Origin of the sequence: Culturomica sp. (assembly GCF_003524185.1) — a bacterium.
Classification (GTDB): domain Bacteria; phylum Bacteroidota; class Bacteroidia; order Bacteroidales; family Marinifilaceae; genus Culturomica; species Culturomica massiliensis.
Genome location: NZ_DOED01000027.1, coordinates 79927 through 104404 on the forward strand (window position 1 = coordinate 79927; position 24478 = coordinate 104404).

Below are 24478 nucleotides of genomic sequence, written 5' to 3' on the forward strand. Positions count from 1 at the left end.
AATGTATGAAAGCAATATTTGATTTTTTGCGTAAGTTGCGGGACAATAACGATAGGGAGTGGTTTAATGCTCATAAGCCGGAATACCTGGAATTGAAGGATCGTTTCGAGAAATGGGTCAGTGAGTTGATAGAGCGGACGGCAGATTTCGATGAAGAAGTCCGGGGGCTGGCTGCAAAGGATTGTGTTTACCGGATTTATCGGGATACTCGTTTTTCTCCGGATAAAACGCCTTATAAAACTCATTTCGGTGCTTATATTGCAAGTCCGGGCGGACGTAACAGCAATCGGGCAGGATATTATGTACATCTGGAACCGGACGGAAGTTTATTGGGAGGTGGTTTATATTGTCCCGATCCGGCTTTGCTGAAAAGATTGCGGCAGGATATTTATGATAATATCGAGGAGTTTACTTCGATATTGCAGGAGAAGGCTTTTGTAAAGGAATTTACAGGCATAGATGATACGGATAAACTGAAACGGGTGCCTGCTCCTTTTCCCGCAGATTTTCCACAGGGAGATTTGCTGAAATACAAGCATTACGATGTCGTTACTTATAAGCCGGAAACTTTTTTTGAGGGAACGGAAGCAATAGCCCGGGTTGCTGAAGTGTTTAAGAAGATGTACACTTTCAATCGTTTTTTGAATTATACGGTAGATGAGGGCTGATTAATAAACCGTGAAAAAATTTGCTTTGCAGAATACGATACCGGTAAGGAAGAGTAGAAAAAGAAAGATATCTCCTAAAAGGCCGATACGTTGATTGATAAGTTGCTGCGAATAAATGTAAGTGAGAGGCATAAACAGCATATATAGCATATCCGGATAGATATCGGGAATTACTAAAAAAGATAAGCTGCAAAAGCAAAGCATGGATAGCAGTGACAGGATGCCGCGCCGCTGATTGACTACCGATATCGGATAAAAGACAATGATACCGTATAAAGATACCAGTAGGAGTAAAATTAATAATCCGTAAAAGATCACGCTTGCTCCTTCCGGATGTGTCAGAAATTCTCCGGCCAAAAGACTGTTTTGGAATCGTTGGATACACTCCTGGAGGTTATCTGTCCAAAAATAATAGAAGCAGGTAAGAAATACCGGTGTAATTAAACCGAGTAGGATAGCACTGATGTCTTTCAGGGTGGATCTGCCGGAGAACATCAGTACGCATATTGCCCATGGAAAAAGAAGGACTGATTTCGGGTATACCAATATGGCCAAGGCCGTTAAAAAACCGAAACTATAAATGGAGCTATTGGATTTTATATCGTTAATGGCCTCTTGCAGGCCGGCGAAGGCGAATGCCACCAGTAGGGTGGCTATTTGAATATAGCTGAACCCCTGGTACAGGACCAGTCCCGTCGTCAGTAGGATATAGATCGTTGCCGGAAGTGTTGAGATTTGCGGTAAAAATTTGTATCTGGCATTGACGTAAAACATAAAGTAGGCTATGGCCAATGTGATTCCCAGTCCGGTGTATCTGCTGTGTTCGGCAGATAAATTCCGTAAAAATTCGGCGTATATGACACCTTCATTTAAAGACAGATGGGGGCGGACCGGTTGCCAGTAAAAACCTATGGCAGCTATTGCCAATGCCAGAAAAGGCAGAAGGAAAAGCATGTACAATTTTTTCGATTTCAGAAATCTGTCGAAAACCATAGGTAAATTATTTTAAAAGTTTTGCATTCCACCTTTCATCCTGTTTTTACGGATGTCCTGTATTTTATTTCTGATCTACGTTTTTCTTTGACAGGGGACGGCTGTAAGCGAAGTTATGCCGTAAGTTCAGAATCGTATTGAAATATACCGGTTTTTATTGCATCAAATCCTTGCCGATGTCCTTTCTGAAAGTTTTGCCGTTGAAATCGATTTTTTCCAGATTTTCATAAGACAAAGTCAGTGCTTCCTGCATTGTATTTCCATAAGAACTGACGGCAATGACACGTCCTCCGTTTGTTACTACCCGGTTTTCTGTTTTCTGGGTACCTGCATGAAATACGATAGAGTCCTGTATATTTCCGATTTGAATTTCTTTTCCTTTTTCGTAGTCTTCCGGATAGCCTTTGGAAACAAGCATGACTGTTGTACAGAATCGTTTATCCATGGTAAAGTCAGCTTTGGCCAGTTTACCTTGGGCAGTTGCTTTAAATAGCTCGAGAATATCGGATTGTATGCGGGGAATAACGACTTCTGTCTCGGGGTCTCCCATGCGCACATTGTATTCGATAACCCAAGGTTCGCCGTTGCAATTCATCAATCCGAAAAACAGAAAACCTTTGTAGCTAATACCGTCTTTTTGCAAACCTTCAATGGTCGGACGTATGATTTTGTCTTCTACTTTTTTATTGAAAGCCGTGTCGGCGAACGGTACCGGCGAAACGGCTCCCATACCACCCGTGTTCAGGCCTGTATCACCTTCTCCGATTCTTTTGTAGTCTTTAGCAGATCCCAGTATTTTATAATCTTGGCCATCCGTCAGCGCGAATACGGAAATTTCGATGCCTTGCAGAAATTCCTCGATAACGACTTGATTGCTGGCCTTTCCGAATTTTCCGTTTAGCATGGATTGTAATTCCTGTTCGGCTTCCGACAGATCATTTAAAATCAAGACCCCTTTCCCGGCAGCCAGTCCATCGGCTTTCAATACATAGGGAGGACGTAAGGTTCGTAAAAAAGAGATCCCTTTTTCTATGGAATCCGGCGTTACTGTTAAGTAAGCGGCTGTAGGTATATGATGGCGAAACATGAATTCTTTTGCGAAGTCTTTGCTTCCTTCCAGAATAGCTCCTGCCTTTCCGGGGCCGATAATCATCAGGTCGGTCAGACGTTCGTCGTTTTCGAGATAATCCCGTACACCGGCAACCAGAGGATCTTCCGGTCCGACAACAACCATATCGATATTTTTTTCGGCAATGAAGCCGGCGATGGTTTTAAAATCTGTCGGTTTTATGGCAATATTTTCTGCGATTTCACTTGTTCCTGCATTTCCCGGGGCTACATATAGCTTTTCCAGTTCCGGACTTTGAATCATTTTCCAGGCCAGGGCGTGTTCACGGCCTCCGCTTCCTAATAATAAAACCTTCATATCGTTAAAACCTTCATATCGTTGTTGTGCGTGTTTTCAGATGTTTTACCGCTTAATGCGGTCGTACAAAAATAGAAAAAATTATTGGCTTTCAACAGAACTCCAGCATTTCTCCCCGATAGTTGTCGTCGAATTTCCCGTTTTCATAAACTTTGTGACCGTTGACAAAAGTGGTCTGTATTTTATAGTCAAATGTCATTCCCTCCAGCGGTGACCACCCGCAGCGATAGAGGATATTTTCTTTTGTGACCTGCCAGGGACGTTTACCGAATAAGCAAATGTCAGCTTTGTATCCCTCCCGCAGATAACCTCTGTCTTTGATACGGAATAGCTCGGCCGGTGCATGGCACATTTTGTCTACGATATTTTCCAGACGGATTTCCCCCTGTTCCATTAGCTGAAGCATGACGGTTAAGGAATGTTGTACCATTGGGCCGCCGCTGGCCGCTTTTGTGTAAGGTCCGGATTTTTCGGCCAGGGTATGGGGGGCATGATCGGTGGCGATGACATCCATTCTGTTCTCATTCAGGGCTTGTATCAAAGCCTGCCGGTCTTTTTCCGTTTTTATGGCCGGATTCCATTTGACAAGATTTCCTTTTTTCAGATAAGCTGAATCATTGAACCAAAGATGGTGTACGCAGACTTCCCCGGTAATCTTTTTGTTTTTCCGGCTGCCTGTATCCAATAAAGCAATTTCTTCCGCAGTACTGAGGTGCAGAATATGAAGGCGGCTATTGTGTTTGCGAGCCAAGGCAGCAGCTAATGACGAACTTTTGTAACAGGCTTCCCGGCTACGGATAAGCGGATGATATCCGGCCGGAATATCGTCCCCGTATTGTTCTTTATACAGAGCCAGATTACGGTTAATGATCGGCGTATCTTCGCAATGAGTGGCAATAAGTACCGGTGATTCGCTGAAAATTTTTTCAAGGGATTCCAATTTGTCGACCAACATATTACCGGTAGAAGAACCCATGAATACTTTGAGTCCGCAGGTCGTATGCGGATCGATATTCCGTATTTCGTCCATATTGTCCGAGGTGGCGCCTAGATAGAAGGAATAGTTTACAGCCGAATTACGTCGGGCAATTTCTTGTTTTTCTTCCAGTCGTTTTAAGGTGGTTGTCGGGGGAACGACGTTGGGCATGTCCATAAAAGAAGTTACTCCTCCGGCTGCGGCTGCCCGGCTGCCTTCAGCAATGTCTCCCTTATGCGTTAAACCGGGTTCCCGGAAATGTACCTGATCGTCGATAACACCGGGTATAACAAATAATCCTGTTGCATCTGTTATTTCCGCATTTTCCCAGACTTCTTCAGAAAGACGGTCTGATATGCAGGAAATCCGGTCATTTTCAATGAGAATATCGGCTTGAAAAATCCGGTTTTCATTGACCAGTGTCCCGCCTTTGATGATTTTTTTCATAATAGAATCATTTGATTTTAGATTTTAGACAACACATACAATTCCCTCCTGTGATATCTGCGATTTCAGATTAACGAAATTACAGCTCTGATTCGTATTTCAATCTGAAATCGTAAATCTAAAATTAAAATTATTGTTGTTTTTTGTTCCGTTTCGAAAATAGACTCCGTATTTTCATTGTAATGACTCCGAGGAAAGCTTCCGTAAAAATACCTCCGCTCATTTTCGATGTTCCCAAAGTACGGTCCGTGAAAATAATGGGTACTTCTTTCAGGCGGAATCCCAGCGTCCAGGCTGTAAATTTCATTTCAATCTGAAAGGCGTATCCTTTAAAGCGGATTTTATCCAGATTTATGCTTTCCAATACTTTCCGGGTATAGCAAACAAAACCGGCTGTGGCATCGTGTACTTTCATACCTGTGATAAAACGTACGTATTTTGAAGCAAAATAGGACATTAAAACACGTCCCATAGGCCAGTTGACAACGTTGACTCCGGTGACATAGCGGGAACCGATGGACATGTCTGCTCCCGTGCTACAGGCTTCGTATAGTTTGACCAAATCGTCCGGATTGTGGGAGAAATCGGCATCCATTTCGAAGATGTATTCATATCCGTGTGCCAGACTCCATTTGAAGCCGGTGATGTAAGCGGTTCCCAAGCCTAATTTACCTGCCCGCCGGATCATGTGAAGCTGGGGGAGTTCTTGTTGTAGTTTTTCGACAATGTCGCCTGTCCCGTCGGGTGAATTGTCTTCTATGATCAGAATATCGAATTTCGGAGTCAATCCGACGACATACCGGATGATATTTTCGATGTTTTCTTTTTCGTTATAGGTCGGAATGATAACAACTCTGTTGTTCACTTGTTCAGAATTATAAGTATTCTACAATACGCTCCAATTGGTTGCCTCTTGAACCTTTCACCAGTATACAAGAATCTTGAAGCGGGTGATTTTTCAGAAACACGATTAAGGCATCGGTATCTTTGAAATAACGGATAAAGTTAAGGTTATTGGAACAATGTTCAAAATTATTCCCGACGAGAAAAGCCGTATTGAAATGATTTTCCTGTAATATATCGATAATTTTTCGGTGAGCTTCTTCGCTGACCTGTCCCAGTTCACGCATTTCGCCCAATACGACGGTTTTGTGGGGAGCCGGCATTTCGGCAAAATTGGCTAAAGCTACCGCCATACTGCTGGGATTGGCGTTGTAAGCATCTAAAATGATGGTATTATGAGCTGTTTTTATCAGTTGCGACCTGAGGTTTGACGGACGGTAATCTTCGATTGCATGTTGGATGGAAACGGCTGATACATCGAAGTAAGTCCCGATACAGGAAGCAGCCATAGCATTGTCGAAATTATAACCGCCTGTCAGCTTGGTCCGGATACAAAGGTTTCCTTTTAAGGTTTTCAGTTCATATACCATATAAGGGATTGACTGAAGTAGCTCGCCTTTCAGGTAGGCTTCTGCTTTACCGTATAAAATCCGGTTGTGATCCCGGGATAATTCCATAAGAAGAGGGTCTTCCGCATTGACGAATACTTTTCCTTTTTTCCGGAAGATATGATCGTAGAGTTGCTTCTTAGTAGATATGATATTTTCGTAACTGCCGAATCCTTCTAAATGAGCCTGGCCTATATTGGTGATCACGCCGAAGTCCGGGTCTGCAATATCACATAATATTTTTATTTCACCGGGGTGGTTCGCGCCCATTTCTACGATTCCGAATTCTGTGGTTTCATCCATACTCAACAAGGTGAGAGGCACTCCGATATGATTGTTTAAATTGCCTTGGGTTGCGACGGTTTTAAAACGGCGTGAAAGTACGGCATAACACAGTTCTTTCGTTGTTGTTTTACCGTTCGTCCCGGTTATTCCCAGTATCGGAATTCCCAACCGGTGGCGGTGATAGGCGGCGGTTTCCTGCAGGAAGGTTAGCGTATTTTCCACTAGAATGTATCCTTCTCCGTTGTCGAATTCCGGATCGTCGATAATTGCCGTAGCAGCCCCTTGGGACAGTGCCTGTTGTGCAAATTTATTACCGTTGAAATTGTCTCCGCGCAGGGCGATAAAAACATCCCCCGGTTGGATATTCCGGGAGTCGGTTGTTACCCGGTGTCCCCGGATGTAAGTTTCGTATAGAGAGGCGATGTTTGTAGTCATTTTTTCTGAAATGAATTGTTTATCAGGTTCGTAATAAAAAAGGTTGTGAATTTCACAACCTTTTATTTTTATCTCTTTTTGACTTTCCCGCCGCCGATTTGACTCATTGCACACCGGAAGCCGATATCGTTGGTCGATTTTTTCTGATTCAGATAACGTCTTGTTCCCGGATTTTGCCAATAAGCCCTGTCTTTGAATGAGCCCCCTTTATATATCCGGGCTTCATCATCGATCATGGTTGTCGTTTCTTCGTTGGAAACATAGTACATATCTTTTGTGCCTTTGTTGTCCTGTGCTTTCCAGTCGATGTCCGAAGAAATCCGGGATTGGATATCACCGTCTTTGTAGTTCCGGTTATCGGCAGTACGATAGTTTTCTCTATTTGCCAGTTCTGCGTCGGTTTGAACACGGTAACGCATGTGTCCCAGGCTGTCTTTCTGGGCGATGTTGCCTTCTTCGTCGGTTACGAGCGTCTTGAAGACATTCCCGCGATAAGGATTGAATTCTGCCATATCCTGGAAGGATAAAGGACGATAAACGTCCGAAACCCATTCGTTTACATTGCCGGCCATGTCGTACAGTCCGAAATCGTTCGGCCAGAAACTTTTGACGGGAGCTGTCATGGCAAAACCGTCATTCGCGTCTCCGGCAACCCCCATATAGTCCCCTTTACCTCTGACAAAGTTTGCCATCATCCGGCCTCTGTGCTTTTTCTCAGCATATCTGACCCAGGAGCCGTCCCACGGATAAATGCGGGAGTTGCTGATGCGCTCGTCGTGTGTATTTCCGACTAAAGCGTAGGCTGCATATTCCCATTCAGCCTCTGTCGGCAAACGGTATTCCGGCAGTAAAATCCCGTCTTCCCATTTGACAGGTCTTCTTTCTTTGCCTAATCCTTTGATATTCTTTTTTACCGTCCCTACATATTGTCCGTTCAGGTAAGCTTCTGTATTGAAGTTGTTTTCGTCTCTCTGATTGTCCGGATCGTGTGCCAGCACCTTTTTGTCAATCAATAACTGTTCGTTTACACGGTCGGTTCTCCACACGCAATATTCCGTAGCTTGCTCCCAGTTTACACCGACTACCGGGTATTCGGCATAAGCGGGGAATCGAAGGTAGTTGCTGACCATCGGTTCATTATAAGCTAATTGCTCGCGCCATACCAGTGTGTCGGGTAACGCTTTTTTATACACTTCGGGATAACTGACGTATACACGTCGCAACCAGGTGAGGTATTCCAGCCAGTCGATATTCCGCACCTCATGTTCATCCATATAGAAAGATTCGATTGTGACCCGCCGCTGTGGGTTATTCCAGTCTCCCATAACATCTTCCTGTGTCCGTCCCATCACAAAGGTACCTCCGGGGATATATACAAGTCCCGGGCCTGTCTTTTGATTCTTCACCTTTTTATATTCCATACCCCCGTTTTTCTTATCATTGTAAGTCCAACCGGTAGTAGAAGATTTTTGGCCTCCTCCGAAAAGTTTTTTTACTTTTTGGCAAGAACTTGCCGAGAAAAGCATCACACAACACATTCCCAAAACTAAAAAACCATGTTTTTTCATGAGCAGTTTTTTTTAGCTATTTAATTTAGTATTTTTATTCGAATCAAACGAAACGCAATTAATTCACAAATATACTTAAAAATGTATTTACAAAAATAAAAATCTTGTTTTTTTTGAACATATAGCTCTGTTTGCGGCGGATTTAACGCTTTTTTTGTTAATCTTGCGACCGGATTAAAAAATGATGAAAATGAAAATCAGAACAGGAATCGGTTTTGACGTACATCGCTTGGAAGCGGGCTTACCCTTATGGCTCGGAGGCGTGTTGGTGCCACATGAGAAAGGCTGTATCGCTCATTCGGACGGAGATGTGTTGATACATGCAATTTGCGATGCCTTGCTGGGGGCTGCCGGCATGGGAGATATCGGTTATCATTTCCCGGATACAGCCCTTGAATTTAAAGGTATCGACAGCAAGTTGCTTTTGAAGCGAACGGTGGAACTGATAAGGAAACAAGGATATGAGATCGGTAATGTAGATAGTGTGATTTGTATGCAGCGTCCGAAATTACGTCCTTTTATTGAAGATATGCAACACACTCTGGCTGCTGTTATGCAAGTAGCTCCCGAAGATGTGTCTGTAAAAGCAACGACAACGGAAAAGCTCGGCTTTGAAGGGAGGGAGGAAGGTGTATCGGCTTATGCAACGGTTTTGTTGACGAAGGAAGGTTGAAAACAGATGGGGTGAGTTAGAACAGAATGGCCAAAAGCCTGGGAATTTCCCGGCTTTTGGCCATTTCTGTTTCTATTTCTGTTTTTAGAACATATAATCCCACACGGGCAATTGCACCGGTTTTTGTTTGAGAGCTTCTATGGCTTTGGCATCTAAGAATTTCCGGTGGATAACGATACGGAACATATAATCATCGAACCAGTCGTCTGTGAAGGTCAGATAACCGTGGTTACCGCTTGCACTTCCCCAACTGTTTTCAAATTCCCATTTTACGGGCTGATCATTTGCATCTGTATCACATCCGATCAATGTCATGGCATGTGAAGAGCCGCTTTGACGGGTAAGTATACGTGCTTTCTTATCCATTTTGAGTTTTACGCCCAGTAAGGATTCGTAATCGTACATTTCAGGATCGAGTATACCTGTTTCCCGTTGGTGTTGTTTCCCGACATCGCAAGAAGCATACATTGCTTCATTGTTTTTTATGGAAGCCAGGGCTGCTTTTTTGATATCTTCGTTCGGAAGGTTCAGGTAAGTCCAGTTAATGCCTTCCTGGGCATTCCGGTAATTTTGTATTTCATATATCTTGTAATATTCCCGGGTCGGATCATTCATAATCATGATGTAATTATCTGGGTTATAATCAGCGGGAGTGATTTCTTTGTAGAATTGCATGGGAGTGTAATTCGCCAATTCTTTGATATTCCCGTCTTTGTCTTTGAATCTCCAGGTAAAGGAATGAGGCGGTTCTCCCAGGCAAAGAGCCAGTATCCGATAGACATCTTTCAGTACTTCCTTTTTTGTGTTCCGCAGTTCTTTTGCCGATTTGCCGGCAGCAGCCATTTCCCGTAACTCATACCCTCCCAATCGTAATTTTTCATTGATGATGTTCACCATTTGCGAAGTATTGTCTGAATGTGCGGTTTCCGGCATGACTTCCTGGGGTACGACACCGTATTTTTGGGCTACATTGTAATACAAGTTCCATACGCCTCCGTCACCGACCGGAGATTTGAAATATTCGCATACTTCCCGGTCTTCCATGTCTTTTCCGGCTGTGGAGATGATGTTTTCAAGGAATAGGTTTGATTTCTCAAAAATATCCCAGAAGTAGGTATAGTTGTGGGAAAAATCGAATTTGTCCAGGTTGTATTTCTGCATAACTTCCGGGCGGAGTACGTTCATGGAAGTGAACATCCAGCAGCGTCCGGAGCTGTGCTGATCCGTAATTCCTTTGACATTTACACGGTATTTGAAAAAATGGTCGATTTTACCTTGCAGTTCACGGTTAAGTGCATTCCCTTTCAGATTTTTATCTGCTGTAAGGATGTTTTGTAAAGCGCGCGTAGGAGTATCTTTTTTAAACGAGGCTTGAATTTCCTGCAAATCCTTGCCTTCGATTGCCTGGGCGAAAATTCCGGAACAACTAAGGCTTAAGGCTGCAATTAATAAAGTCTTTTTCATGTAAAAATATTTAATGGTTTTATAGATGTATTACTTCGTCATAAGCGGCAGCGGCAGCTTCCATAACGGCTTCGCTCATTGTCGGGTGAGGATGTACCGTTTTAATCAATTGATGTGCGGAGACTTTTGCTTTACGGGCCAATACCAGTTCTGCTATCATTTCCGTTACATTGGCACCGACCATATGGGCACCCAATAAGGTATTGTCTTTTGCATTAAAAATCAGTTTGACGAATCCGTCATTGGCGCCTGCTGAACTTGCTTTACCTGAAGCTGTGAAAGGAAATTTTCCGATGCGTAACTCATAGCCGGCTTCCAGGGCCTTGGCTTCGGTCAGACCGACGGAAGCGACTTCCGGGGTTGTATAAGTACATCCGGGGATGTTGCCGTAATCGATAGATTCGGTTTCCAGGCCGGCAATTTTCTCAACGCAGCAAATGGCTTCTGCTGAAGCTACGTGGGCTAAAGCAGGTCCGTGGACAATGTCTCCGATGGCATAGACTCCGGCGATGTTGGTGCGATAGTAATCGTCGACTTTGATTTTGCCTTTTTCCGTTTCGACACCCAATTCTTCCAGACCGATATTTTCAATATTAGGCGCAATACCTACGGCAGACAATACGATTTCGGCTTCCCGGACTTCTATATCTCCTTTTTTGTTGCGAATGTTTACTTTTAATAATTCGCCACTGTTATCGACGCTTTCGACAGATGATTTCACCATGACTTCGATACCGGCTTTTTTGAAGGAACGTCCGATCTGTTTCGATACTTCTTCGTCTTCTATCGGTAATACGTTGGGCATAAATTCGACTAAAGTAACTTTTGTACCCATTGCATTGTAAAACCAGGCCAATTCAGAACCGATGGCTCCGGAACCGACAACCAGCATGGAAGCCGGCAAATGATCCAGGGTAAGAGCCTGCCGATAGCCGATGATGCGCTTGCCGTCTTGCGGAATAGCCGGAAGCTGGCGGGAGCGTGCTCCTGTAGCGAGGATAATATGTTTGGCTTCGTAGATTTGTTTTGCACCGTCGTTTGCCGTTACTTCTACTTTTTTATCTGCCGTTAATTTTCCTTGTCCTTCAATAACGGTGATGTTGTTTTTTTTGAAAAGATATTGAATGCCTTTACTCATTTTTTCCGCAACACCCCGGCTACGGGCTATAATGGCACCGAAATCCGGTTGCGTATTTTCTATTTTCACGCCGTAGTCTTCTGCATGACGGGCATAATCGAGTACTTGTGCCGATTTTAGAAGGGATTTGGTCGGAATACATCCCCAATTCAGGCATATACCTCCGATCTCGGCTTTTTCGATTACAGCAACATTCATCCCTAACTGGGCTCCCCGGATTGCTGCTACATATCCGCCAGGACCACTTCCGATGACGATCAGGTCATAATTCATATCTCAAACGTTTTAAATTTTTAAATATAAAGTTCCGTCTGCAAAGCTAACAAATCTTCAGGCAAAAAAGAACGTTTTAATTGCAGATTTTAGATTTACGATTTCCAGATTTTCTTTCCCAGCCAGGCCAGGAGAAAAAATAGTAAAAAGCATACGACAATTGTAGCTCCTGAAGGGGTATTCAATGCCGCCGACACGAAGAGCCCGATTACCGACCCGATAGCACTGATTATAGAGGAAGCGATCAATTGTTGCTTGAAATTTTTGTAATAAGTGCCGGCAATAGCCTGAGGCAGTGTCAGGTAGGAGATAACTAAAATGATACCGGCTAATTTCATACACAATATGATGCATAGGGCAATAATCAACATAATGGCAACATCAATGCGGTTGACATGTACGTTGTGCGTACGGCTGTATTCTTTGTCAAAAGCAATATAGAACAGCGGACGGTAGAATAATACGAAGAAAACAATAATCACCAGACAGAGTAAAACGGAAAGGAGAATTTGTCCCCAGGTAACCGTCAGTATGTTGCCGAAGAGGTAGGACATCAGGTTGGGAGCATATCCGGGAGTAAGGTAGATAAAGAGTACCCCGATGGCCATTCCGGCCGACCAGAAAATGCCGATTAAAGAATCTTCCCGTATTTTTTTGTTTTCGGCAAGAAAAAGTATGCCGATGGCCGTTGCGATTGAAAATACGGCGGCTCCCAATAAGGGTGAAATACCGATGAAGTAGGCAAAGCCCAGGCCTCCGAAAGAAGCGTGGGTAATTCCGCCGCTGATGAACACCATCCGTTTGGCAACAATGTAGGTGCCGACCAGTCCGCAGCTGATACCGATCAGGACGGTACTGAGCAAGGCATTTTGAAAAAAATCGTATTTTAGGAATTCGAGCATGGCAATGGAAGCGATTAATGGCTGAAGTTTAGGATTTGTTACAGTTACAGTTCTTATCGGAGTGGTCTGTCAGTACCCGGTGGGGGACAGGACCGTGGGAGATCAGCTCGATGGGGCAATTATAAGATTGCAATTGCTCCGTGCTGATGAGGTTCGACTGGTGGTAATGTAAACCGTGATTGACACAGGCAATTGTTTTTACGTACGAGCAAATGGTTCCCAGATCGTGCGAGACCATGACAATGCTGAGGGTTTTGTTTAGTTCTTTCAGTATGGTATAAAATTCTTTTTCGAAATTACTGTCCACATAGGTCGTCGGTTCGTCCAGAATCAGGATACGGGGAGATGAAATAATTGCCCGGCATAGAAACACCCGTTGCATTTGTCCTCCCGAAAGTTCTCCGATGGGAGCTTTGCTGTAGTCTCCCATGCCGTATTTTATCAGTAATTCGTCGGCTTTTATCCTGTCCTGACGGGAATAATAGCGGTACAATTTTTTTTCAGACATCAGTCCCGACATTACGACTTCTCTGACACTGATCGGGAAGCGGCGGTCGAACTGGCTGTTTTGGGGAAGGTAACCGAAGAGATTCGTTTTGGAAACGTAGTAATGAATGTCTCCGCTGAAAGGTTTCAGAAGGCCTAAAATGACTTTTAAAAGAGTTGTTTTGCCTCCACCGTTCGGGCCGATTATTCCGATGAAATCCTGTTCTTTTATGGCTAGATTTACTTCTTTCAGAACTGGGATACCTTCATATCCGGCAGTGATATTTTTTAATTCGAGTATTGTCGACATGCTGTTTTAATTATAAATTCGGATTTACGGTTTTGGATTATACGCGCAAATCAATTTCTATTTTTTGGGAAAAAAATGGAATGAATGTATACTGAATCTAGTTTAGTTTTTCCTGAAAAATTTGCAGTAATTTTTGCATTTCAGCAAGCCAGTCTTCGTTTAGCGGATCAATCGGGATGATATCGGTTCCGATGGCTTTGGCTATCGATTGGGCGTTGCTGATATCGAATTGATTTTGAATAAAAATGACATGAATGTCTTTTTCTTTTGCCGTATCCATGATTTCTTTCAGGTGCCTGGGATCCGGTTCTTTCCCTTCATGCTCGATCGAGATCTGTTCCATGTTGTAGTCATGGGCAAAATAGGTCAGTGCCGGATGGTAAATCAGAAAAGTTTTGTGTTTTTTTTCTGACAGTATGCTATCGGCTGAATGCGCAATTTTGTCGATGTCCTGTTCAAGTAATTTGTAGTTGGCTAAAAATTCTTGCTGTTTTTCGGGGTATTTTTCGGATAATGTACGGTAAATATCTCTCCCGATAGATTTTGCATAGTGCGGAGAGAGCCATACATGAGGATCTACGCCGCCTTCGTGTGTGTGATCGTGGTGATCGTGATTGCAGCTTCCTGCGATCAGTTGCAATGAGTCTGAATGCCGGATAAGCGGGATATCGGGACGATTTGAGAGTGCCGGATAAAGGTGGGTGGTTTCGAAGGGAAGATAGCCGATGGCAAAACATAAGTCGCTATCGTATAACTTTTTCAGTTGTCCGGTATTCAAATCGCAGGTTGCCGGATTCATTCCGGGGGGAACCATGACATTTACTTGCAAGTAGTCGCCGGCAATTCTTTCTACAAAGTATTTTTGAGGAAGGATGCTTACCGTAACGATATGTCTGTCTTGTTTTTTCTCTTTGCAGGAAAACAGAAACAGTGAGAGAAGTGTGAATAATGTGATAACGTGTATGTGTTTGGATATCATTTTTTTGGCGTTTTAGATGTATCGTTCATATAAATTGTAAATTTTAGATTGTAAATTTTAAATTGCCAGGAACCTGATTCGTTATCAGATTTTTTTATCTAAAATCGTAAATCTGAAATCTACAATTAAATCGTTGGCTTTAGCATGTTAAAGATAGTCCTTTTCGCCCGAATCCCGAAGGCTAAAAATATTTTTTTGGAATCTTCTTTTTTTATTTGCGATTATCTTCTATTTTTGTTCCGAAACAGTGGAACGACCATGAGAAATCTGAATAATAATCTTCTTTTTAATAATTGCAATTATAATTATAATCGATTGCAAGGGGGAGGTTATTATCGATAGCAGTGTATTTTGATATATAATTTATATAGCCTTCCTTTTTTCGGGAAGGCTTTTTTTTGTAATGAAAGTCAGATTCGGAAGTTAAAAGAACAGCAAGACGGATTTATGATTTCAGATTTACGATTTTAGATTGGACTTACAATCCTTTCCTGCAAAAAAGAGGAGTCGTAAATCATAAATCTGCAATAAAAAGATTCGTCTGAATTGTAAATTTTAGATTGTAAATTTTAAATTACCCGGTAACCTGATTCGTTATCAGCTTTTTTAATCTAAAATCGTAAATCTACAATTTGTATTTTATTTTTCCGGTTTCTGGCTTTAAACCGATAAAACACATGAAACAATTATTTTTACCACAGGATTATTGCTCTCAGCTCGACGTTTGGCAAACGGAACATGCTATTAAATTTGTAAAGGACACTTTTCAACTGGCTTTGGCTGCGGAATTGAAATTGCGGCGTATTACAGCGCCTTTGGCGGTCCCTTCTGGAAAAGGTCTGAATGACAATTTAAATGGTTCGGAGGCTCCTGTCAGCTTTCAGGCCCGCATGTTGGGAGGTAAAAAAGCAGAGATTGTACAGTCTTTGGCCAAATGGAAACGGTATGCTTTGTGGCGGCACCACATTTCCCCCGGTTTGGGTATTTATACGGATATGAATGCGTTACGGCCGGATGAAGCTGTCAGTAATATCCATTCCGTTTATGTCGATCAATGGGACTGGGAAAAGGTCATTACTCCGGAGGAGCGTACGGTGGAACGTTTATATACTTGTGTACGCCGGATATATGCTGCTTTGAAACGGACGGAATTTTTGTTGAGCGAACAATTTCCTGTGCTGACTCCTTTTTTACCGGAGCAGATCACATTTATACATGCGGAAGAACTGCGGAAGCGTTATCCGGAAGCAACGCCGAAACAGCGGGAGCAAGCTATTACAAAGGAATACGGGGCTGTCTTTATCTGTGGAATCGGGGGGGCTTTAAGCGATGGAACGATACATGACGACCGCTCTCCGGATTACGACGATTGGTCGACGCTGGAGAACGGTTTACCCGGTTTGAACGGAGATATATTGGTTTGGAACCCGGTGTTGCAGTCGGCTTTTGAAATATCATCGATGGGGATACGGGTCAATCCGGAAGCTTTGGAAAGGCAATTGGAAATCCGGGGATGTGAAGAACGGAAAAAATTGTTTTTTCATTCTTTATTGTTGGAGGGAAGTTTGCCCCAGACAATGGGAGGAGGGATCGGGCAATCCCGCTTGTGCATGTTGTTGTTGCAGAAATGCCATATCGGAGAAGTGCAGGCAGGCTTGTGGCCGGATGAAGTGCGGCAGGCTTGCGAGAAAGCAGGTGTATTTCTTTTTTAAAAAAAATCGGATTATGCGGCTTTAGCCGCGTAATCCGATTTATAATTTTTACAATTAGTCTGATTTTTTATTTGATCTCTTCTAACAGTGATTTGACTGTTGCTTCCAATTGCAGGTCACGTCCCTGAATGGCAGAAGCCGGGTCATTGTTAACACGGATATCCGGTTCCAATTGCAGATTTTCCAGGAAACGTCCCTGGTTGTCTTTCATTCCGACTTCCGGAATACCGAATACAAGTGTCGGGTCTTGCTGGGTTTCCCACCAAACGGCGGTCATCGTGCCCGGAACCGGCATTCCGACCAGCTTACCGAGTTTCAATTCTTTGTATACCCAGGGGAAACCGTGTGCATTACTGTAGTTGCTTTCGCTCATGATAACGGCTGACGGTTTCGTCCATTGTGCGAACGGATCCTGACCGATATATTGACCGCGGGGAACAAATTCAGCAAATTTCTTTCCGCTGAGCATGTTTACCAGGTCTTCGTGTAACCAGCCGCCACCGTTAAAGCGGGTATCTAAAATGATGGCCTCCTTATTCCGGTAACGTCCGAAAACTTCGGAATAAACTTCCCGGAAACTTGCACTGTTCATGCCTTTGATATGTACATATCCGATTTTACCTCCGGATAATTTCTCAACAAGTTCTTTCCGTTGTTTTACCCATCTGTCATAAAGCAATCCTTTTTCTGCACCGGCAGAAATCGGTTTTACATATTCGTGCCAGTGTTTTTTGGTATCAGGATCGTAAAGTTTCAGATATACTCTTTTGTTTGTTAAGTTTTCAAATAATTTGAAATAGTCTTCACCGGCTTTGATCGGTTGATTATTGATTTCCTCGATCACGACTCCGGCTTTGATTTTGGTTTCGGCTTTAGTCAGCGGACCTTTTTCGATCACTTCCTTGATCTTCAAACCGTCGCCTTTGTATGTCGGATCGTAGAATGCTCCCAAAACGGCTGTCTGAGGTGCATTACCATAGGCATAATAGCGGGCGCCGGTATGTGAGGCATTCAATTCTCCCAATAATTCGCCTAAAGCTTCTGCAAAATCATAGTTGTTGTTGATATGCGGTAAAAAGCGGGCATATTCTTTTTTGTAGAAATTCCAGTCTACATTGTGAAGTGCCGGATCATAGAATTTATCAACGACTTGTTGCCATGCGTGATTGAAAATGTATTCTCTTTCCTGGGGTTTTTTCAGTTCGAATTCGGCATTGTAGGTGACCGGTTTGCTTTGTCCGTTGCTGATGTTTATTTTGCTGATCTGTCCGCCGGATAACATATAAAGGTTTTTACCTTCCTTGTCCATTTCCAGAGAACCGCCCCATTTGTTCAGCTTGGCCAATATTTTGGTGCTGCCTTCTTTGAAGTCGCGAACCCACAAATCGTATCCGCCTTCGAAGCTGGTCAGGTAGTATAATTTGGTTGCGTCTTTTGTCAGCACGGCATCTCCCAGATTGGAAGAATTGATCGTCAGGCGTACAATGCGATCTTCCAGGTTATCCAGGTTCATTTTAAGCTCGGGTAATTTGACCTCCTCTTTTTTGCTGTCTTTCTTGTCTTCCTTTTTATCGTCTTTTTTCCCTTTTTTGTCGTCTTTTTTATTCTTTTCTTCTTCTTTCTTTTGGAGGGCTTTTTCTTCTTTGGCCAGGGCTGCTTCTTCCTTACTCATTTTGAAGTCATCGTAAGCTTCCGGGTCGAGGAACAGGGCATACACGTCATAGTAGGCACCCCAACTACCGTGGCTGCGGTAACCGGCTCTGTCCGAGAACCAGATGATTGCTTTGCCGTCCATCATCCATTTGGGACTGGCATCCGAATATCCGCTATTGGTCAGGTTGTGGATTTCCCCGCTACCGTCGGCTTTTACCAAGGCAACATCTCTGTTTTGCCAGCCTCCTTTTTCGAAATAATTGGCCAGTATCCATTTGCCGTCCGGAGACCATTGGTACCATTGATCGCCGTCGGAATAAGAGTAGTTGTATTTCCCGTCGAGTACTGTCCGGGATTTTTTACTTTTCAGGTTGATTACTTTTAGGGTCGTCCGGTTTTCCAGATAAGCGATTTCTTTTCCGTCCGGAGAGAATGCCGGTTCGAAACAAGCGTCTTTGCCTTTCGTAATCTGTTCTTCCTTGATATCTTTAGCATACGTAAATGATTTGTCCGTGCTGTCGGTCAGGGAAGCCGTGTATATATTCCAGTTGCCATCCCGTTCGGCTGCATATACCAATGTACGGCCATCCGGAGAGAAGCTTACGGAGCGTTCCTGGCTGGCTGTGTTTGTGATACGTTTGGTTGTCGGATATTCAACAGAGGTAACGAAAACATCTCCTCTCACGATAAAAGCAACTTCTTTACCATTGGGCGATAATGCCATTTCACGGGCTCCGTAAGGCAGATTATTCAATCTGGATTCTGCTTCCAACTGGTCGGTAACAACTTGTATATTCAGTTTTTTAGGTTGCTGGCCATCTTTTAAGGTATAGATTTCTCCATTGAAAAAGTAACAGAGAGTACCGTCGTTTGCTTTGGATAAAAAGCGTACCGGGTGTTTCGAATGCTTCGTGATTTGTTTGACTTCGGTCGGATTGTTCAATGCCAGTTTGCATACATTGAAGTCTCCGAAGCGCTCGCTTAGGAAATAAATGCTTTGCTCGTCATCGCTGAATACCGGGCTACGATCTTCTACTTCTTTGTCGGTTATGTTTGTAAATTTACCGGTTTTTAAGTCGTGTAACCAGATGTCGCGTGTAACGGAAGAGGTATGGTGCTTACGCCAGTTGTCCTCATATCCTTTATAATCATGATAGATGATTTTATCTCCGGCCTTATTGAATTGTATATCGTATACATCGAAAGTCAGAAATTGTTCCGGTCTTCCGCCCTTTACAGATACGGCATAGATTTGGCTGCCGCTCGGAAATTGGGTATATTGTGCATCCGGCAGGAAGTTGGCACGATACAGTATTTTCTTGCCGTCCGGGGTAAATGCAACCGGAGTTTCGGAAGCCGAGTTCCAGGTCAGGCGGGTTGGAGAACCTCCTGTTACGGGTACGGTATATACGTCCATACTGCCGGCCCTGTCGGAAGCGAACGCGATAGTTTTGCTGTCCGGAGACCATACGGGATAACCGTCATAAGCCGGGTTTGTTGTTAATTGAGTGGCACGTCCGCCTTCGCTGCCTACGAGGTAAACGTCTCCTTTGTAATTAAATGCGATTGTTTTTCCATCCGGAGAAATAGCCGGATAACGCATCCATAATGCATTTTCCTGAGCCATGGCAGTCCAGGATGCCAGACACACGACTGCAACTGTGATTAATGTTCGAAATAGGTTCATAATATTATATTTAAAATTATAATTGCTACACTTTGTAAAAATAATTTATTTTACACACAAATGATCTCCAAAAATTATTTTAACGTTTTTTTAAAAGCCATATTTTAATTGTAGATTTATGATTTATGATTCCTCTTTTTTGCAGGAGAAGATTGTGGGGATAATCTGAAATTTTAAACGAATGCTTTTGGGGAGGAAAAAATAAAAATTTTAGATGTTTGCTTTTGAATGTTTTATAAAAAAAACGCCCCGCAGGGCGTTTTTTTACTTTTTGTATATACCCAGTTTATCTGGATCGAAATTATGGATAAATCCTGCATGAGCAGCCACTTTAGCCTGTCCGTAATTGATAAAGATTTCGGCAGATTTCTGGAACTTCTCACAGCGTTGGGCGTCTTGTAATAACAAGTAGCCGATGATTGTATATCCGGCGATTTCGACCAATCGGCGTGCATGGAAATCCGTATATTCCGTGTTTCCGGCTTCCGCTACCTTAGCTGTGCAGGTTTCCAATTGACCGGTCATGCATTTCAGGGTTTCACGCAAATATTCGTGTTCCGGTTTGATGGCCATTTTTTCATACACTTCATGAATGTATTTGGCATATTGTCCGGTAGTTACACCGCGAATCGCAGCTACAACCTGTAGTTGCGAAGTCCCTTCGTAGATATTGGTAATACGGGCATCACGCACATACCGCTGAATGGGATAATCTTTCATAAATCCGGAACCACCGTGAATCTGTAATGCGTCATAGGTGATTTCATTGGCATATTCGCTGGCGAACAATTTCTGCAACGGGGTATAGATATCAGCCATTTTCTGATATTCTTTCATTTCGTTACGCTCGTCTTTTTCCAATGTTCTTTCTTTGGAAATGTGGTAGTAGGTTTTGTACATGTCGACAAAGCGTGCTGTTTCATAAAGTATGGAACGGATACCGTGTAGCTTGGCTTCCATATTGGACAGCATTTCATAGATGGCCGGGAATTCGATGATAGCTTTACCGAACTGTTTCCGTTCTTGCGCGTATTTCAGGCCTTCACGGTAAGCGGCTTCAGCAATACCGACAGACTGGCCGCCGATACCCAGACGTGCAGCATTCATCAATGCCATAACGTATTTGATCAATCCCATTTTCCGTTCACCGACTAATTCGGCCGGTGCATTTTTGAATACCAATTCACAGGTCGGAGAGCCTTTGATTCCCAATTTGTTTTCGATACGGCGCACGGTAACGGCATTGTTATTGCGGTCGTAGATAAACATGGACAGACCGCGTCCGTCGTTTGTGCCTTCTTCCGAGCGGGCCAGCACCAGTGAAATATGTCCGTCTCCGTTGGTAATAAAACGTTTTACTCCGTTCAAATACCACTGGCCGTCTTTTTCATTGTAGGTTGCTTTCAGTTGTACGGCTTGCAAATCGGAACCGGCATCCGGTTCTGTCAGGTCCATGGCACAGGTTTCACCTTCACAAACGCGGGGCAGGTATTTCGCTTTTTGCTCCTCGTTCGCAAATTCGTTGATTGTTTCGGCACAGTCCTGCAATCCCCATATATTTTGCAATCCGGCATCGGCGCGGGCTACAATTTCCGCTGCCATGATAAACGGAGTGATCGGAAAGTTTAATCCGTTGTATTTCCGCGGCAGTGAGATCCCGTTCAATCCGGCTTGGTTGATTACATCGATGTTTTGTTGTGTACCGGCAGCATACTGTACATGACCGTCTATCACCTGCGGACCTTCTGCGTCTACTGATTCTGCATTTACCGCTACGACATCTCCGCAAATTTCTCCGACAATTTCCAATACTTTGTCGTAGTTGTCAATAGCATCTTCGAAATCACGCGGAGCACTTTCAAATTCCTGTGCTTCCGTATAGTTACGCTCTTTTAATGCTACAATTTTTTCCATCAACGGGTGTCCGAGATGAAATTTTATATCTTCGTTATCTGTATAAAAATTAGCCATACTTACTTTATTTTAGATTTATGATTTTAGATTTTTGATTTCAACTCACTTCGTTAATCGTAAATCAAAAATCGTAAATCAAAAATTATTTACTTGCTGTTCTTCTTATAATACTGTATCATCTTCGGAATGATGACATTCAGGTCTCCGGTGATGACATAGTCGGCAAACTTATTGATCGGGGCGTTGTTATCGGTATTGATGGCGATAACCATAGCCGATTCTTCCATACCGGCAGTATGCTGGATTTGTCCGGAGATACCGCAGGCAATATACAATTTCGGACGAACGGTGGTACCCGTCTGACCGATCTGACGCTCGTGCTCACAGAAACCGGCATCGACAGCAGCCCGGGAAGCCCCTACTTCTCCGCCTAGTACACCGGCCAGTTCGTGTAATAACTGGAAGTTCTCTTTCGATCCTACACCGTATCCTCCGGCAACGATGATCGGAGCTGCTTTCAGGTTTACCTTCGATTTTTCCATGTGGCGTTCGATGACATGGATTACGAAGTCTTCCGGAGCGGTAAATTTATTGACATCGATTGTCTTTATCTCTCCTTTGTGATTGGCATCGAAAATTTCTTTTTTCATAACACCTTCCCGTACTGTCGCCATTTGCGGACGGCAATCCGGATTGACAATGGTGGCTACGATGTTACCTCCGAAAGCCGGCCGGATTTGGTACAGCAGGTTATGGTATATTTTATCATTTTTTTTGTCTTCGTAGTCTCCGATTTCCAGACTGGTACAATCGGCAGTAAGACCGCTGTGCAGTGCAGAAGAAACGCGGGGTCCGAGGTCACGTCCTATGCTTGAGGCTCCCATAAAAGCAATCTGGGGTTTTTCCTGCTTGAATAAATTAACCAGGATAGAGGTGTGGGGAAGAGTCGTGTACGGATATAAACGTTTGTCGTCTCCTACCCAAAGGGTATCTACTCCATAAGGAAATACTTGTTTTTCAACTCCTTTCAGGTCACTGCCTAATACGATGGCTTCAAGCTTTACCCCGAGCTCCGTGGCGAGGGTACGTCCTTTCGTCAGCAGCTCAAGACTTACGTCTGCTACAACACCCTCTTCTATTTCGCAATATACAAATACGCTGTTCATAATTTCATTTTTGATTTTTGATTGAAGATTTTTGATTCCGTTGCTTATAGCAATCGTAAATCGTAAATCATAAATCGTAAATTAGCCAATGGTGTGGTTTGTAATTAATTCTTTCATCATAGCATCGATGGCTTCGTCGCTGGGTTCCAGTACTTTGGCTTCTTTAGCCTGGAATACGACACTCTCGATGTTTTTTACTTTTGTGGGAGAACCACTTAAGCCCAGTTCCTGGGATTCGCATTTGATGTCGTTTACACTCCATTCGGTAATTTTCAGATAAGGACGCTCGTGCAGTAAATTGATATAGTCTTCATCCGCGTCCTGCATTTCCTGTGTGGCACGGGCATATTTGTATTTCATGACGTAACGTGCATTACGGGGACGGCAAGGGGCAGCCGAGCCATTGACTGTAACGACACAGGGCATAGGACTCTCAACGACTTCAATGCCTCTTTCGAGACGGCGTTTGATCGTTATTTTCTGATCGTTACATTCAAGAATTTCTTCTGCATAGGTAACTTGCGGAATTCCTAATTTTTCTGCTACCTGGGGACCTACCTGTGCGGTATCGCCGTCGATAGCCTGACGGCCGCAAATCAGTAAATCGGTTTTTAAATTTTGTAAGGCGCAAGCCAGCGCATAGGAGGTTGCCAAAGTATCCGAACCGGCAAAAGCCCGGTCGGACAACAAAAAGCCTCCGTCTGCTCCGCGGAACATGGCTTCCCGGATAATTTCAGCGGCCCGGCCCGGACCCATCGTTAAAATGTGTACGGTTGTCCCTTCAATTTTATCTTTTAATCTTAATGCCTGCTCCAGAGCGTTCAGGTCTTCAGGGTTAAAAATAGCAGGTAAAGCTGCCCTGTTTACAGTTCCGTCGGCTTTCATTGCATCTTTTCCCACATTTCTCGTGTCGGGAACCTGCTTCGCAAGAACAACAATTTTCAGTCCTTTCATGTTAATTTATTTAAGTTATCATCTTCCTGGCCGGTACAACCGACCCGAAAGATTCTTTGGATTAATATTTTAACTAATTGTTCAAAATTAATTGTATATTTCAATATTTTAAGTGTCTGTACACAAAGAGTCTGCGAAAATAGTAAATAAGCCTACGGACTTATTTTACAAAAAATCAATAAAATATATTGATGTTTTTGACGGGTAAAGATAATACAATAAAGGTAAAAAATAAAAAGGAAAGGGGAAAAAGATTCTGAGAGAAGGGGATGAGGTGTATGAAAACAGCTGGCTGATATTTTTTTCAGCCGGCTGTTTTGTTTTTCTATTACCGGTAGTTTTGGGCAAATTCCCTTCCGGCCCGCAAGGCTTTTAAATTCATTTCGACGATATCTTCACCTTTACGTGCAAAAATGGCGCGAATGCCTTCTTCGAGGTATTCAAACGGAATTTCGATAAAAGGAGAGGCGGCGCCTAACATGACAAAATTGCCGGCCCGGACATTCCCGGCTGATTCTTTTGCAAGGGTATCGGCATCGATAATGACCTGATGAGGTAATGCCTTCAACGTCTCCATCAATAACCCGGTATCCGGGTAGTTCGGAATATTGATGAAGGGAGTGGAATTCGTTACCACATATCCTCCCCGGCGCAAATAGGGAAGATAGCGAAGAGCTTCCATGGGTTCTACCGATAGGATGATGTCAGCGGTTCCTTTAGCAATCAGATCGGAAAAAATGGGTTGGTCTGAAATGCGCATAAAGGATTGTACATCTCCTCCCCGCTGGCTCATGCCGTGGGTTTCGGCTTGCTTCATATATAGATTGTTTGTCAGGGCTGCCGATCCTAAGGCTGCGGCGATGGACAAGATGCCTTGCCCACCGACTCCTGCTAATATAATGTCTGTTTTCATGAGTT

Annotated in this window: 19 protein-coding genes; 3 read left to right on the top strand and 16 right to left on the bottom strand. The window is 43.5% G+C overall.

The window, feature by feature from the left end; all coding sequences use genetic code 11:
- The first annotated feature begins 5 nt into the window (after positions 1–5).
- Positions 6–668, top strand: coding sequence for a DUF2461 domain-containing protein (locus tag DD657_RS09605; protein ID WP_021987120.1), 663 nt, complete (start codon positions 6–8; stop codon positions 666–668).
- Here the strand turns inward: DD657_RS09605 and DD657_RS09610 are convergent, their stop codons facing one another.
- The 6 genes from DD657_RS09610 to DD657_RS09635 all read right to left on the bottom strand — a co-directional run bounded on the left by DD657_RS09610 (position 669) and on the right by DD657_RS09635 (position 8249).
- Entirely contained in the window at positions 669–1661 is a 993-nt protein-coding gene (locus DD657_RS09610) for a hypothetical protein (protein ID WP_287049700.1), read from the bottom strand.
- 154 nt (positions 1662–1815) lie between these two features.
- Positions 1816–3087, bottom strand: a complete 1272-nt coding sequence (gene purD / locus DD657_RS09615) for a phosphoribosylamine--glycine ligase (RefSeq protein ID WP_287049702.1) — start codon at positions 3085–3087, stop codon at positions 1816–1818.
- Between the two features lie 91 nt (positions 3088–3178).
- Positions 3179–4510, bottom strand: coding sequence for a dihydroorotase (locus DD657_RS09620; RefSeq protein WP_287049704.1), 1332 nt, complete (start codon positions 4508–4510; stop codon positions 3179–3181).
- A gap of 130 nt (positions 4511–4640) precedes the next feature.
- Positions 4641–5375: a polyprenol monophosphomannose synthase gene (locus tag DD657_RS09625; protein ID WP_021987124.1), complete on the bottom strand. Its 735-nt coding sequence runs from the start codon at positions 5373–5375 to the stop codon at positions 4641–4643.
- A 10-nt stretch (positions 5376–5385) separates the two neighbouring features.
- Positions 5386–6681 carry a UDP-N-acetylmuramoyl-tripeptide--D-alanyl-D-alanine ligase gene (locus DD657_RS09630; RefSeq protein ID WP_287049706.1) on the bottom strand — a complete coding sequence of 432 codons (1296 nt, stop codon included), beginning with the start codon at positions 6679–6681 and terminating at the stop codon, positions 5386–5388.
- 68 nt (positions 6682–6749) lie between these two features.
- Complete coding sequence (locus DD657_RS09635) at positions 6750–8249, bottom strand: SUMF1/EgtB/PvdO family nonheme iron enzyme (RefSeq protein WP_021987126.1); 1500 nt, start codon at positions 8247–8249, stop codon at positions 6750–6752.
- Positions 8250–8439: 190 nt separating this feature from the next.
- On the opposite strand from DD657_RS09635, the gene ispF reads away from it, so the two are divergent.
- Positions 8440–8922 carry a 2-C-methyl-D-erythritol 2,4-cyclodiphosphate synthase gene (gene ispF / locus DD657_RS09640; protein ID WP_021987127.1) on the top strand — a complete coding sequence of 161 codons (483 nt, stop codon included), beginning with the start codon at positions 8440–8442 and terminating at the stop codon, positions 8920–8922.
- An 84-nt stretch (positions 8923–9006) separates the two neighbouring features.
- On the opposite strand, the gene DD657_RS09645 is transcribed toward ispF, so the two are convergent.
- The 5 genes from DD657_RS09645 to DD657_RS09665 all read right to left on the bottom strand — a co-directional run bounded on the left by DD657_RS09645 (position 9007) and on the right by DD657_RS09665 (position 14474).
- A complete protein-coding gene (locus DD657_RS09645; RefSeq protein WP_021987128.1) occupies positions 9007–10386 on the bottom strand; it encodes a C1 family peptidase in 1380 nt (459 codons plus the stop codon).
- A gap of 19 nt (positions 10387–10405) precedes the next feature.
- Positions 10406–11797: a dihydrolipoyl dehydrogenase gene (gene lpdA, locus DD657_RS09650; RefSeq protein ID WP_068690791.1), complete on the bottom strand. Its 1392-nt coding sequence runs from the start codon at positions 11795–11797 to the stop codon at positions 10406–10408.
- Between the two features lie 95 nt (positions 11798–11892).
- A complete protein-coding gene (locus DD657_RS09655; protein ID WP_021987130.1) occupies positions 11893–12699 on the bottom strand; it encodes a metal ABC transporter permease in 807 nt (268 codons plus the stop codon).
- 28 nt (positions 12700–12727) lie between these two features.
- Positions 12728–13495 carry a metal ABC transporter ATP-binding protein gene (locus DD657_RS09660; protein ID WP_118773737.1) on the bottom strand — a complete coding sequence of 256 codons (768 nt, stop codon included), beginning with the start codon at positions 13493–13495 and terminating at the stop codon, positions 12728–12730.
- 97 nt (positions 13496–13592) lie between these two features.
- On the bottom strand, positions 13593–14474 hold the full coding sequence (locus DD657_RS09665) for a metal ABC transporter solute-binding protein, Zn/Mn family (RefSeq protein ID WP_118773736.1): 882 nt from the start codon (positions 14472–14474) through the stop codon (positions 13593–13595).
- Positions 14475–15151: 677 nt separating this feature from the next.
- On the opposite strand from DD657_RS09665, the gene asnA reads away from it, so the two are divergent.
- Positions 15152–16186, top strand: a complete 1035-nt coding sequence (gene asnA / locus DD657_RS09670; protein ID WP_021987133.1) for an aspartate--ammonia ligase — start codon at positions 15152–15154, stop codon at positions 16184–16186.
- A gap of 67 nt (positions 16187–16253) precedes the next feature.
- Here asnA and DD657_RS09675 read toward each other — a convergent pair whose 3' ends face one another.
- The 5 genes from DD657_RS09675 to DD657_RS09695 all read right to left on the bottom strand — a co-directional run bounded on the left by DD657_RS09675 (position 16254) and on the right by DD657_RS09695 (position 24473).
- Complete coding sequence (locus DD657_RS09675) at positions 16254–19526, bottom strand: S41 family peptidase (RefSeq protein WP_068690783.1); 3273 nt, start codon at positions 19524–19526, stop codon at positions 16254–16256.
- 264 nt (positions 19527–19790) lie between these two features.
- Positions 19791–21497, bottom strand: coding sequence for an acyl-CoA dehydrogenase family protein (locus tag DD657_RS09680; RefSeq protein ID WP_287049711.1), 1707 nt, complete (start codon positions 21495–21497; stop codon positions 19791–19793).
- Between the two features lie 89 nt (positions 21498–21586).
- Positions 21587–22606, bottom strand: coding sequence for an electron transfer flavoprotein subunit alpha/FixB family protein (locus tag DD657_RS09685; RefSeq protein ID WP_021987136.1), 1020 nt, complete (start codon positions 22604–22606; stop codon positions 21587–21589).
- 81 nt (positions 22607–22687) lie between these two features.
- Positions 22688–23560, bottom strand: a complete 873-nt coding sequence (locus tag DD657_RS09690) for an electron transfer flavoprotein subunit beta/FixA family protein (protein ID WP_021987137.1) — start codon at positions 23558–23560, stop codon at positions 22688–22690.
- A 328-nt stretch (positions 23561–23888) separates the two neighbouring features.
- On the bottom strand, positions 23889–24473 hold the full coding sequence (locus DD657_RS09695; protein WP_021987138.1) for an indolepyruvate oxidoreductase subunit beta: 585 nt from the start codon (positions 24471–24473) through the stop codon (positions 23889–23891).
- Positions 24474–24478 lie beyond the last annotated feature (5 nt).

Coding starts and splice junctions, on each gene's coding strand:
- DD657_RS09605 (WP_021987120.1), top strand. CDS start 6: ATGAAAGCAATATTTGATTTTTTGCGTAAGTTGCGGGACAATAACGAT.
- DD657_RS09610 (WP_287049700.1), bottom strand. CDS start 1,661: ATGGTTTTCGACAGATTTCTGAAATCGAAAAAATTGTACATGCTTTTC.
- purD (WP_287049702.1), bottom strand. CDS start 3,087: ATGAAGGTTTTATTATTAGGAAGCGGAGGCCGTGAACACGCCCTGGCC.
- DD657_RS09620 (WP_287049704.1), bottom strand. CDS start 4,510: ATGAAAAAAATCATCAAAGGCGGGACACTGGTCAATGAAAACCGGATT.
- DD657_RS09630 (WP_287049706.1), bottom strand. CDS start 6,681: ATGACTACAAACATCGCCTCTCTATACGAAACTTACATCCGGGGACAC.
- DD657_RS09635 (WP_021987126.1), bottom strand. CDS start 8,249: ATGAAAAAACATGGTTTTTTAGTTTTGGGAATGTGTTGTGTGATGCTT.
- ispF (WP_021987127.1), top strand. CDS start 8,440: ATGAAAATCAGAACAGGAATCGGTTTTGACGTACATCGCTTGGAAGCG.
- DD657_RS09645 (WP_021987128.1), bottom strand. CDS start 10,386: ATGAAAAAGACTTTATTAATTGCAGCCTTAAGCCTTAGTTGTTCCGGA.
- lpdA (WP_068690791.1), bottom strand. CDS start 11,797: ATGAATTATGACCTGATCGTCATCGGAAGTGGTCCTGGCGGATATGTA.
- DD657_RS09655 (WP_021987130.1), bottom strand. CDS start 12,699: ATGCTCGAATTCCTAAAATACGATTTTTTTCAAAATGCCTTGCTCAGT.
- DD657_RS09660 (WP_118773737.1), bottom strand. CDS start 13,495: ATGTCGACAATACTCGAATTAAAAAATATCACTGCCGGATATGAAGGT.
- DD657_RS09665 (WP_118773736.1), bottom strand. CDS start 14,474: ATGATATCCAAACACATACACGTTATCACATTATTCACACTTCTCTCA.
- asnA (WP_021987133.1), top strand. CDS start 15,152: ATGAAACAATTATTTTTACCACAGGATTATTGCTCTCAGCTCGACGTT.
- DD657_RS09675 (WP_068690783.1), bottom strand. CDS start 19,526: ATGAACCTATTTCGAACATTAATCACAGTTGCAGTCGTGTGTCTGGCA.
- DD657_RS09680 (WP_287049711.1), bottom strand. CDS start 21,497: ATGGCTAATTTTTATACAGATAACGAAGATATAAAATTTCATCTCGGA.
- DD657_RS09685 (WP_021987136.1), bottom strand. CDS start 22,606: ATGAACAGCGTATTTGTATATTGCGAAATAGAAGAGGGTGTTGTAGCA.
- DD657_RS09690 (WP_021987137.1), bottom strand. CDS start 23,560: ATGAAAGGACTGAAAATTGTTGTTCTTGCGAAGCAGGTTCCCGACACG.
- DD657_RS09695 (WP_021987138.1), bottom strand. CDS start 24,473: ATGAAAACAGACATTATATTAGCAGGAGTCGGTGGGCAAGGCATCTTG.